General features: G+C 63.1%; 10 protein-coding genes. 8 read left to right on the top strand and 2 right to left on the bottom strand.

Annotated features, from left to right (window positions below; all coding sequences use genetic code 11):
• The first annotated feature begins 43 nt into the window (after positions 1-43).
• Entirely contained in the window at positions 44-2,113 is a 2,070-nt protein-coding gene (locus C8J40_RS02745) for a M13 family metallopeptidase (protein ID WP_132895661.1), read from the top strand.
• A 215-nt stretch (positions 2,114-2,328) separates the two neighbouring features.
• On the opposite strand, the gene C8J40_RS02740 is transcribed toward C8J40_RS02745, so the two are convergent.
• Positions 2,329-2,877 (bottom strand): TetR family transcriptional regulator, encoded by a 549-nt coding sequence (locus C8J40_RS02740; RefSeq protein WP_132895660.1) that lies wholly within the window; start codon positions 2,875-2,877, stop codon positions 2,329-2,331.
• A gap of 71 nt (positions 2,878-2,948) precedes the next feature.
• Here C8J40_RS02740 and C8J40_RS02735 point away from each other — a divergent pair, with 71 nt between their 5' ends.
• The 6 genes from C8J40_RS02735 (at position 2,949) to C8J40_RS02705 (ending at position 9,959) form a co-directional block, all read left to right on the top strand.
• Positions 2,949-3,638 (top strand): DUF1349 domain-containing protein, encoded by a 690-nt coding sequence (locus C8J40_RS02735; protein WP_132895659.1) that lies wholly within the window; start codon positions 2,949-2,951, stop codon positions 3,636-3,638.
• Positions 3,639-3,643: 5 nt separating this feature from the next.
• On the top strand, positions 3,644-4,189 hold the full coding sequence (locus tag C8J40_RS02730) for a sugar O-acetyltransferase (RefSeq protein ID WP_279432579.1): 546 nt from the start codon (positions 3,644-3,646) through the stop codon (positions 4,187-4,189).
• A 192-nt stretch (positions 4,190-4,381) separates the two neighbouring features.
• Positions 4,382-5,212, top strand: coding sequence for a 23S rRNA (adenine(2030)-N(6))-methyltransferase RlmJ (gene rlmJ / locus C8J40_RS02725; protein WP_132895658.1), 831 nt, complete (start codon positions 4,382-4,384; stop codon positions 5,210-5,212).
• Positions 5,213-5,792: 580 nt separating this feature from the next.
• Positions 5,793-8,036: a GGDEF domain-containing phosphodiesterase gene (locus C8J40_RS02715; protein WP_165911346.1), complete on the top strand. Its 2,244-nt coding sequence runs from the start codon at positions 5,793-5,795 to the stop codon at positions 8,034-8,036.
• Positions 8,037-8,433: 397 nt separating this feature from the next.
• Entirely contained in the window at positions 8,434-9,186 is a 753-nt protein-coding gene (locus tag C8J40_RS02710; RefSeq protein ID WP_132895656.1) for a hypothetical protein, read from the top strand.
• Positions 9,183-9,959 (top strand): metallophosphoesterase family protein, encoded by a 777-nt coding sequence (locus C8J40_RS02705; RefSeq protein WP_243693171.1) that lies wholly within the window; start codon positions 9,183-9,185, stop codon positions 9,957-9,959. Before C8J40_RS02710 ends, C8J40_RS02705 begins: the two co-directional genes overlap by 4 nt.
• A gap of 72 nt (positions 9,960-10,031) precedes the next feature.
• On the opposite strand, the gene C8J40_RS02700 is transcribed toward C8J40_RS02705, so the two are convergent.
• Positions 10,032-11,510: a helix-turn-helix transcriptional regulator gene (locus C8J40_RS02700; protein ID WP_132895654.1), complete on the bottom strand. Its 1,479-nt coding sequence runs from the start codon at positions 11,508-11,510 to the stop codon at positions 10,032-10,034.
• A gap of 170 nt (positions 11,511-11,680) precedes the next feature.
• On the opposite strand from C8J40_RS02700, the gene C8J40_RS02695 reads away from it, so the two are divergent.
• Complete coding sequence (locus C8J40_RS02695; RefSeq protein ID WP_093400148.1) at positions 11,681-11,950, top strand: GlsB/YeaQ/YmgE family stress response membrane protein; 270 nt, start codon at positions 11,681-11,683, stop codon at positions 11,948-11,950.

Below are 11,950 nucleotides of genomic sequence, written 5' to 3'. Positions count from 1 at the left end.
GACTTCCACATCCTATAAAATCTTCCATACCGAAGGAGTTGCGATGCCGTTCAACCATTTCTCCCGCCTGTCGCTAGGCGTTGCCACGCTAGCGCTGTCCGCGTCGGCACTGGCCCAGACCGCGCCACCGACGACCACTAGGTCCACGGCGCCGACTGGCACCCGCTACGGCACGTTCGGGATCGACTTGACCGCCGCTGACAAGGCCGTGAAGCCGGGCGACGATTTCTGGACCTACGCGAACGGCAGCTGGAACAAGCGTACCGAGATCGCCGCGGATCGCACGTCCGCCGGCGGTAGCGTGATCCTGGCCGACCAGGCCGAGCAGCAGGTTCGTACAATTCTCGACGATGCCGCGCGCGATCCGGCCGCGGTCGGCCCCGGTGCGAAGCAGTTCGGCGATCTCTACGCCAGTTTCATGGACGAGGCCGCGATCGAGCGCGCCGGCGCCACGCCGCTTAAACCGTATTTTGCCAAGATCGACGCCGCGAACGACAAGCACAAGCTCCAGACCTTGTTCTCGACGGTCGGCTATGCCGCGCCGGTCGAGGTCGGCCAGCTTCCAGATCCGGCGGATCCCAAGCGTTACGCGGTTGCCGCGGGGCAGGGCTCGCTAGGCATGGGCGGGCGTGATTATTACCTCGAACAGGGTCCCAAATACGACACCTTCCGCACCGCGTACCGCGCCTATGTCGAGAAGATGCTGACGCTGTCGGGTATCGCCGACGCATCGGCCAAGGCTGATCGGATCGTCGCGCTCGAAACCGCGATGGCCAAGGTCCAGTGGTCGCCGGTCCAGTCCCGTGACCTCAAGGCGATGCTGAAGCCAATGGATGCGGCTGGCCGCAAGGCGCTGGCGCCCGAGTTCGACTGGCCGCTGCTGCTGTCGACCGCGGGATACGGCAATTTTCCGACCGTCTACATGACCAACTCGACCGCGCTGACCGAGCTCGGCAAGATCTTCGCGGCCACGCCGGTCGCGACGTGGCAGGACTGGATGAAATTCCGGCTCGCATCCGCCAGCGCGAGCATGTTGCCCAAGGCGTTCGACCAGGCGACGTTTGATTTCTACGGCAAGACGCTCGCGGATCAACCGCAGCAGCGAGCCCGCTGGAAGCGCGGCATCGCGCTGGTCAACGGCACGATGGGCGAGGCCGTCGGCGAGGTCTATGTGAAGCGCCATTACCCACCGGAGAGCGAAGCGAAGATGGGTGAGCTGATCGCCAACCTTCGCGCCGCCTACAAGGAGCGGATCGGCGCGAACGGCTGGATGGACCAGGCGACCAAGACGCAGGCGCTCGCCAAGCTCGCCGCGTTCGATCCGCGGATCGGCCACCCGGTCAAGTATATCGACTACGCCTCGCTCCAGGTCGTGCGCGGCGATCCGCTCGGCAATGGAATGCGGTCGGGCGAGTTCCAGCATCAGCTGGACCTCTCGCGGCTCGGCAAGCCGGTCGATCGTACCCTGTGGGGGATGACGCCGCAGACCGTGAACGCCTATTACGATCCGCTCAACAACCAGATCACCTTCCCCGCCGCGATCCTGCAGCCGCCCTATTTCGATCCGAAGGCGGACGCGGCGGTCAACTACGGCGCGATCGGCGCGATCATCGGTCACGAAATGGGCCACGGCTTCGACGATCAAGGGAGCCAGTTCAGCGCGTCGGGCAAGTTCGAGAATTGGTGGACGCCCGAAGCGCGTGCTGCTTTCACGCAGCGCACGGCTGCGCTGTCGAAACAGTATGACGCCTACGAACCGATCCCCGGCGTGCACGTGAAGGGGGCGCTCACGCTCGGCGAAAATATCGGCGACCTTGGCGGCGTCGAGACGGCGTATTCCGCCTATCAAAAATATCAGGCGGTGCACGGCAAGGCACCGGTGATCGGCGGTCTGACCGGTGACCAGCGGTTCTTCCTCGCTTATGCGCAGGCGTGGCAGGCAAAACTGCGCGAGGGTGCGGCGCGCGCGCGCCTGCTCACCGATCCACACTCGCCGCCATTCTACCGAGTCAACGGCATCGTCCGGAACGTCGACGCCTGGTACACAGCGTTCGGCGTAAAGCCCGGTGATGCCCTGTATCTTGCCCCCGCCGACCGGGTCCATATCTGGTGAGCCTGAAGGGCGCGCAGCAACCCTGCGCGCCCTTTTAAAGCGAACAGGCAGTCAATCCTGACGTCCGAAAGCCATCGTCCAACGAAATACGCGAATGGCGGGAGTTGGGAGGCTAAAATAGGGCTGCGAATGGCCGATTGTGTGTCGAGCCGGACTGTTATGGCTTTGTCAGGTGGCATCATGGCGGTTTGGGGCAGCCTGATGGATCGGACCGGCTAACAACCGGCAATCCGCTCGACGATGATCTTGACCGCATCGCGGTCGAGGGGCGCGCGATCGATCGAATTATGGATGCCGATACCCTCGATCAGCGCGTCGAGCGCGCGCGCTGTGAGCGGGTCGAAGAACCGGCCCAAGGCCTCTCGGCTGCTGTCCATCCAATTTTGCATGACCGCGCCGACCGGTGGGTGCCGGGCTGCAAAGGCGTATAGTTCGTAGCTCAACAACAGCGTGCGCGGTTCCGCCCAAATCTGGTTCGCGATGATGTCGATGACTGCCGTACACGCCGCTGCCCTGTCGGTCGCAGCGTCCAGGCGGGCGCGGAAGGCAGCCGAGGATTCCGCGGCCAATTGCAGGAAGGCCGCCGTGAGCAGGTCCTCCAGCGTCGCGAAATAATAGGTTACCGACCCGAGCGGCACCTGTGCCGCCTCGGCGATGCGGCGATGGGTCGTTGCCGCGGTTCCATGATCCGCAACGACCACCAGAGTCGCATCGATAATGCGCTGCCGTCGTGCCGGATCGTTGCGCCGGGACTGTTGGGTCATCGCCTCTTTACCTCGATCTCGGTATGTGTACATATGTACATAACATCGCGAATGATGGAAAGGTAGCGGGCATGACGGAGGATCGGGTGAGCAGGCGGACGGTGATCGGTGGTGCTGCGGCGCTGGCGATCGCGGGCAATGCCGGCGTCGCGACCGCGCAGGGCTCGGGAATTTCGGCGCTTGGACGCCGTGAGGGTCGCTGGCTGAATGCGCCGAAGTCGTGGAAGGTCGCACCCAGCGGTGACCTGACGCTCGTCACCGACAAGGGCAGCGATTTCTGGCGCGAGACGCATTACGGCTTCACCCGAGACAGTGGTCATTTTCTCGGTTTCACCGCGCCTGCCGCGTTTACCGCGCAATTGCGCATTCGCGGCCAGTATCAGAAACTCTACGATCAGGCCGGCATCATGGTGCGGGTCGACGAACGACGCTGGGTCAAGGCGGGGATCGAATTGTCCGACGGGCGCGCCATGCTGAGCAGCGTGCTGACCGACGGAAAGTCCGATTGGGCGACCGGCCCTTACGAGCATGATGCGCAGGATTTCTGGATGCGCGCGACCGTCGCCAAGGGCGTCCTGCGGTTGCAGGTCTCGGCGGATGGCAAGACCTGGCCGCTGGTCAGGCTCGCGCCCTTTCCGATCGCCTCCGCATATCAGGTCGGACCGATGGCCTGCACGCCCGAACGTGCCGGACTGGACGTGCACTTCTCCGACCTGAGCATCACCGCGCCGTTGGGCAAAGACCTCCACGACCTGAGTTGATCGTGATGACGCAGAAAGAGCGCATGCTGGCAGGCGAGCTTTACACCGCCGCCGACCCGGAACTCGCCGCGGATGCCGCGCGCGCCGCCGAGTGGCTCGACCGCTACAACCGCGCATCGACGGCGACCGCGGAGGCGCGCCATGCGCTGTTGGTGGAAGGGCTTGGTCACGCGGGGCGCGGTGCGACGATCCGAGCGCCGTTCCGTTGCGACTACGGCTATAACATTTATCTCGGCGAGGGCGTGTTTCTCAATTTCGGATGCACGGTGCTCGATGTGGTGCCGGTACAGATCGGTGCGGGCACGCAGATCGGTCCGGGAGTGCAGATTCTCACTGCCGATCATCCGCGCGATCCGGTTCAGCGGGGCCAAATGCTTGAGTTCGGGCGGTCGGTCACCATCGGTCGAAACGTCTGGATAGGCGGTGCGGCGCTGATTCTGCCGGGCATCACCGTCGGCGACAACGCGATCGTCGGCGCAGGCAGTGTCGTGACCCGCGATGTTCCCGCTGGCGTGACCGTGGCAGGCAATCCGGCTCGCCTGCTGAAATAGCGTCCGGTCACTCACGCATGCCAGCTTTCGCACCGATAGGAATGTGCGTCCGAAGTAGGGAAACGCAACGGAGCTTACGAATGTCTGCAAACGAGTCACTCCTAGCACCCGATCGGCGGCTTTGGTCGCCTTGCGCTTGGCAACCGTGTCCAGCAGCACGATAAAGGTAGATCGTCAGGATTTTGGGTCGCAATGAATTATCGCCATTCCTTCCATGCCGGCAACAGCGCCGATGTCGTAAAACACAGCCTATTGATCGCCCTCGTGCGGGCCTTGCAGCAAAAACCGGGCGCGCTGACCCTGATCGACACGCATGCCGGCTGCGGTCTGTACGACCTTGAGGGTGCGGACGCCCAACGCACCGGCGAGTCCACGCAGGGCGTGTTGCGGGCCTTTGCCGACCCGAACCCGTTGCTGGACGACTACCGTGCCGTCGTACAGGCGGTGAACGTCGGGGCCGAGCCGCACTTGTACCCCGGCTCGCCGCGGGTTCTTGCGCAGCTTCTGCGCCCCCAGGATTTCCTGATCCTGAACGAAAAACATCCCGAAGATGCCTATACCCTGCGCGGCGTGATGCGCGACACATCCGCTGCCGTGCATGAGCGCGACGCCTATGAGCTTTGGCTGGCGATGGTGCCGCCCCGAACTGCGCGCGGCGTGGTGGTCGTCGACCCGCCATACGAGCAGCTCGATGAGCGAGAACGGATCACAGCCACCCTTGCCGCCGCTCACCGCAAATGGGCGCATGGCGTGACGGTGATCTGGTTTCCGCTGAAAGACCGCGCCACGCATTGGCAGTGGAAGGCGCAGTTGCGCCGGCTCGGCATCCCGAAGTTGCTGGGGGTGGAGCATTGGTTGTACGATGCCGACCAGCCCGGCATCTATAATGGCGCCGGCCTCTATATCATCAACCCGCCCTACGCCTTCATGCAGCCGCTGCCACCTCTTCTGGAAGCCCTCCGCGCTGTGCTGGCGCCGGAGGGGCATAGGGGCGAGATTACAGCCGATTGGTTGGATGGCTGACGTAAAACTTGCGTCGCCGCCTTCTCCCGAAGGAGGAATGGCCGCGCTGCAGGTTTCAAGCAGAGCATCTCGCCAGACTTGCTCGCTTTCGGCGGTTGTCCGGTGATCGTCGCCACCTGTGCTTCGCATTCACCGGGACCGCTACGATCCTAAGGCGACCCATATATGCGTCTCCTCACGGCCACCACGCCACACAAATTCGTCGCTCGACATAGTGCGATCAATTGCGGATGTTCGAAGACTGGGCGAATCAAATCGCTTTAACGGGGGTGTCGTGAAAGAATACAAAGTCATGTCCCAAAAGGACAAGTGGTTCAGTTCGAAGTTTGACCCTGAAAACTCATCGCCCATCCATTCGCGGACGAGATTATCGTTGATGAAGTGAAGCCGTTCCGTTTCGCTGAACGGGACGGCAAGATGACGGAGCTTGTGAAGGCCATGGTCGGAGATAGCTGACGATCGCGCCTGATTACCCTAACTAGAGCAATTATCGCCCGTTTTGGTTCAGTTACCATTCGTTAGGCGTGACCGTCGATCAGTGGGGCACGTGCGACGATGCGCGGCATCGGAGGGGCGAGGGTTGGATCAGCTCGGACATCAAGAATTTCGGTCCCATGACGACCGGGATGCACCTGGAGATCCTTTCGCCGAAGCGGTCCTTGCCGCGGAGGAAGCGGCGATGGGCGTTGCCGGTCAGCCGTCGTCGACCGGTAGCCTCGATGAGGATGACGAAGACGCGCGTTACGCCGTGGCGCTTAGTCCCCAGATCAACTGGACCGCGGCACCGGACGGGAGCATCGAACGCGTCAGCCCCCGATGGGCCGAGATGACGGGCGCAGAACCATCAGCCGCTTTGGGGGATCAGTGGCTCAAAAGGCTTCACCCCGACGATGCGACGGATACGGCGAAGGCCTGGAGGACATCGGTCAGAACCAAGCTACCGATCGACATCGAGTATCGGTTGAAGACGTGCAACGCCGAGTATCGATGGGTCCGTTCGCGTGCAGTGGCCCGGCTCGATAACGAAGGTCGGGTCTTGCGCTGGTACGGGACGCTGGAGGACGTTCATGATCGCAAGTTGGCGGAGCAGGCCCTGCGCGACAGCGAAGAGCGCTTCCGCCTCGCGGCGCAGGCCGCCGGCCTAGGCATCTGGGACTATAATGCATCGCACGACCGACGCGAGTGGTCCGACGAGTTCAAGGCCATGCTGGGCCTGCCGATCGATGCCGCACCGTCCATCGATACCGCATTGTCCCGCGTCGTGCCAGACGACCGACCCAAGCTGCTGACGTTGATCGGCGCGGTTCGTGCCGGCCATAGCGGACACCGGTTCGAGACGATGGTCCGGATCCGGCGCGCCGACACGGGTGCCGAGCGGTGGATGAAGACGGCCGGGTGGCGGATCGAAGCCCCATTGGGCAGGCTGCACCGCGTTCTCGTGACGGTGCGCGACGTGACCGAGGAACGGAACGTCGAAGACCGGATCAGATGGACGGCGGAGCACGACGGGATGACGCGCCTGCCCAATCGTACGGCGTTCGTGGGGCGGTTGGAGAGCGCCATCGCCACCGCCGCGAGGGATCATACGCATGTTGCTCTGGTGTTGTTCGACGTCGATCATCTGAAGGAAACCAACGACACGATCGGGCACGACGCCGGCGACCTGCTTCTGCAGACCCTGGCCGACCGGCTGACGACTTTTTTTGGCAAGCGCGGTGCCATCGGCAGGCTTGGCGGCGACGAATTCGCCGTCATTCTCGAACGAGCCGACGAGGATACCCTCGTCGTCGAGGTCCAGACCGCGCTCGATGCGCTCCGTGAGCCCCTTACCTATGAAGGGCGCATCGTCGATTGCCAGGCTACGGCGGGCGGATCGGTGTACCCCCAGGATGGCGCCAGCGCCGCAGATTTGCTCAAGGCCGCCGACATCGCGCTATACGCGGGGAAGGAGCGCAACCGTGGTGGGTTTCTGCCCTTCCGAGCGGCGATGCGCGCCGACCTCCAGAGACGGTCCTCGATGATCAGCGTTGCCCGGGATGCCGCTCGGGATAACCGGATCATGCCCTATTACCAGCCGAAGGTCTCGCTGAAGGACGACGCCGTTTGTGGTTTCGAGGCGCTCCTGCGCTGGCATCACCCGACGCTGGGTGTGCAAGCGCCCGGAACCATCGCCGCCGCATTCGAGGATCTCGATCTGGCCACCGGTATCAGCGAACGGATGTTCGCCCAAATCATCCAGGACATGCGTCGCTGGCTCGACGACGGCGTTGAGTTCGGGCGCATCGCGGTCAACCTTTCGCCCGCCGAGTTCCGCCACGAATCCCTCGTTTCACGAATTCTGGAGCGCCTGCACCGCTCGGGCATAGCGACTTCGCGTCTCGAGCTCGAGGTCACCGAAACGGTATTCCTCGGTCGCGGCGCGGACTCCGTCGCGGAGGCGCTGAACGTCTTCAGTCGTGAAGGCGTGAAGATCGCACTCGACGATTTCGGCACGGGGTACGCATCGCTTACGCATCTCAAAGCTTTTCCCGTCGACATCATCAAGATCGACCGCAGCTTCGTCAGCAATCTGGATACGGATCCCGACGATGCCGCGATCATCGACGCTGTCGTCGGGCTCGGTCACAAATTGGGCATGGAGGTCGTGGCGGAGGGCATCGAGACCAATGTTCAGGCACGCTACCTGCTCGACCGCGGATGTGACTACGGGCAAGGCTATCTGTTCGGAAAGGCCGGTCCCGCTGCAACGGTACCATTCATCTTGGCGGGCCAACGCGTCCATGGCGGACAAGAGCCGACGGGCAACGCCGCAGTTCGCGGCTAGGCATCGGTGGAGCGCATGCGCGCCCACCCGTGTCTGTCCCCCTGCGCGTGTGTCACCTCGGGTCCACCCAGCGACGACGTTCGGCGCGCTGGCGGAACGCAACCAGAGTGACGATCATGAACTTCGCATAACAATTATGTTCAGACGGTGTGCCGAACGATTTGGATAGTCTCCTCGTTTAGGAGACTGGGAATGCTGAAAATCGCACTGATCATCGTGTTGGTCATCTGGGGTGGGTCGTTCGCCATAGCCGGTATGATGTTCATCACGAGTAGCCTGTCGAAGCGTTTGCGCAATCGCGTCGGCCCTTAACGGCGGCAAGGTCGCGATTAGCCCGCCGTTCATATTGCCGCGGCAATACGCCGCCGACCGACACATCGATACCGAGGGTGAAACAATGGAGCACGAAACCCGGGAATCGGTATTCGCGACGCGACGGAGCGGCGTGGCGCGCGATCTCGACGCAATTTTCACCGACCGACGCGACACGCCGCGATCGACCAGCATCGTCAAGATCGTGAAGACGCGGCGGCGGCGGGGGTTGATGCCGGCGGTCATCGGCATTGGCGTACTTGTGCTGGCGGGCGCATCGGCGGGGCTGGCGCTATTCGTAGGCGACGTGGCTCCCACTCGGCCTACGACAGTGGCGCAAAAAACCTCAACGTTGCGTAAGACCGCTCTCGTCCCGCGTCCGCCGGTAACCCTTCCTGATCCGATACAGGCGTCTGCAGATACGACGTCGGCGTCATCGGTCTCTCCGCCGACGGTGGTCGCATCGACTTCTAAGACATTGCCCGCCCCTCGCAAAACCGAGGTTCAAATCGAGCGGTCCGGGTTAGGCGCTCGATCCGACAATGTCCGGCGCCCGCCCCCGTTGGCTGACAATTGTGATGATCTGCCAGACGATGAGCGTGCATGGTGCATGCGCCCAAGCCTGTTGGCGGCGCATCGTCAGCTCCTCACGACCTATGAAGCGGCGCGTCGTGCCGGCGTCGATAGCGAGGCTTTGGCGCGCGTTCAGAGGCGCTGGACCAATTTGCAGCGACGCGCATCTGACCGTCCGGACGCTACTCTGGACCGCTACCGCGACTTGCGGCTGCAGCTTCTCGATCTCATTGAAGAGCGGCGATCGACGGGGGATGATTGGTGACATCGGCAGCTATTCCGTCTCCGGGCACGCCTCCCGTCATCGGCAGTGTCGACGGCCAAATCATATATGCGATTGGTGACATCCACGGCTGCTACGAACTGCTGCGTTCGTTGCTGACGAAGATTGCGCAAGACGTTGCATCACGAAGCGATACGGCCGCCCCAACCCTGATTTTTTGTGGCGACTATGTCGATCGCGGCCCCGACTCCGCGCGCGTCCTCGACGCGCTTTGCTGGCTCAAGCGTTATGCACCGTATGATGTGCGCTTTCTCAAGGGCAATCACGAGGCTGTGATGCTCGACTATGTTCGAGATCCGGAGCAAGCGCGCGACTGGATGCGGTTCGGGGGCGTGGAAACGCTACAGTCCTATGGCGTCGAACCACCGTGCGCCACGGCCGACGTCTTAGAGCATTTGCGCGCGCGCGACGATCTGCTCGAACGCTTGCCGGTCGCCCATCTGCACTTCTTGGAACAGCTCGACCTGATGTTGACGGTCGGCGACTACGCCTTCGTACATGCCGGTATCGTGCCGGGAATGCCGCTTGCGGAGCAATCCGAAGCCGACCTGTTGTGGATCAGGGACGAGTTTCTCGGTTCGCCGAACCGCCATGAGAAGATCGTGGTCCACGGGCATACTTGGACGAGCAGCAGGCCCGAACACCGCGCCAACCGGATCGGCATCGATACCGGAGCCTATGAAACCGGCGTCCTTACCTGCGTAAAGCTTGAGAACGGGACCGTGACGTTCTTGTCGGTGACCGATGCGGATTGAGGACTTGCTCGGCAGTATGAGGCCCGAACCGTCGGCACCCCGTCTCAAACCGCATCTTCCACGTCGTGCACCTTATGAGGGGCCGACGCCGCGTTCATGTGCCCAGACGATCGCGGCGCTGCGCCGGTTGACGCCGATTTTCGCATACAGCCGCGCGACATGGTTGCGGACCGTGTTGCGCGATAGGCCGAGCCGTTCCGAGATCGCGGCGTCGTCGAGATCCTGGCAGATCAGCTCCAGCACCTCGCGCTCGCGCTTGCTGAGATCGGCCGTGGGGGCCGCGGACCCGGTCGCGCCGCGCGGATTCCGCAAGGTCGCCAGCTTGTCCATGATCGACCGGCTGAGCCAGTTGGCGTCCTTCATCACCGTATCGATCGCCTCGACCAGTTCCAGCTCGCCGCGTCGTCGAGCCGAGATGTCCTGATACAGCCACAGCACGCACGGCGTTCCGTCGACGCTGATCCGTTCGGCGGACACGAGGCAGTCGAGCGCCTCGCCCGCCTTATGCAGCAGTTGCACGTCGCGACTGCGGAAGCCGCCATGCTCGCCGATCTCGGTTTCGAGTTGCTGGCGCTGCGCGGCATCGTTCCAGAGTTGCAGGTCGTCGGCGATGCGGCCGATCACCGCGTGGTCGGTGTAGCCGGTCAACGCCTTGAACGCCGCGTTGACCTGGACGATGCGGTTGTCGTCGCCTTCGGTCACGACCATCGCGACCGGCGCCATTTCGAACACCGAGGCGAAGTGGCGCTCGCTTGCCTTCAGCGCATGTTCCGCGCGCCGTCGCGGTTCGAGATCGGCGAAGGTGAACAACAGGCAGTCTTGGTTGGCGACCTCGATCGGTTGCCCCGCAAGGATGACCAGCGTCGTCTCGCCGCCGGCGAGCGGCAGTTCGGCTTCGAGCTGCGGGATCGTCTTGCCCGCCGCGATACATTCCTTGACGAACGCCTTGCGGTCGACCTCGGCCAGGAAGTCGAAATCGAACAGCGTCTTGCCGACGATCTGGTCGCGCGCATAGCCCGACAGGTCGAGGAAACCCTGGTTGACGAGTACATAGCGCTGGTCGGCGACGCGGATGATCAGCGCGGGGGCGGGGTTGGCGTGGAACATCGCCTCGAACCGGTCCTCCGCGTCGAACCGTTCGGAGACGTCGTTGATGACGAGGCCCAGGCAATCGGGTTCGCCGCCATCCTCGTCCATGACAATGTCGCGGACCTGATGGACCCAGCGCGGCTCGTCGGCGTCGACCGGCGCGACCTCGACGATCAGATCGGGAAAGCTCTCGCCTGCGAGCAGCCGCATCAGCGGATAGTCCCGCCGAGGCAGCTTGCGGTGATCCCGGTAGCGTAGCCGGAACCGCGTGGCATACTCATCCGCGGTCTGCCCGAGATCCTCGACCGCGCGCACCCCGTGCATCTTCAGCGCGGCCGGGTTGGCGCTCAGGATGATCCCGGTGGGATCCATCAGGATCACACCCTCGAGCAGTCCTGTCATGAGCTGTTCGAGATGATGCAGGGTGGGGGCGTGCAGCGATTTCGCGGGCATCTTGGTCATCCCGGTTTAGCGCCGTGGAGGGCTTCGGGTTCCGGTTGCATCGGCATTAATATACCAATGGCCTCGGTACTTGCGCACCAATTTCGGATTTGCCGAAAACCGCGCGAACTGAACGGATCGGGCGCCGCGACCGTTGAGCATTTGTACCAATATCGAACAGGAGCCTCATCATGAACCTTATTATTCTTCTCGTCGTCGGCGGACTCATCGGCTGGGTCGCCAGCATGATCATGCGGACCGACGCGCAGCAGGGCGTCTTCCTCAACGTCGTCGTCGGCATCGTCGGCGCGTTGCTTGCCGGCTTCCTGATCACGCCGCTCATCGGTGGCGCTTCGATCATGGACGGCGCGCTCAACATCCAGTCGATCCTGATCTCGCTGGTCGGCGCGGTGATCCTGCTTGCGATCGTCAACATGTTTCGTCGCGGTACGGTTCGCTGA

This window comes from Sphingomonas sp. PP-CC-3A-396 (assembly GCF_004343105.1).
GTDB lineage: Bacteria > Pseudomonadota > Alphaproteobacteria > Sphingomonadales > Sphingomonadaceae > Sphingomonas.
The sequence above is the reverse complement of the archived record's forward strand: the minus strand, read 5'-3'. Positions and strand labels throughout refer to the sequence as shown.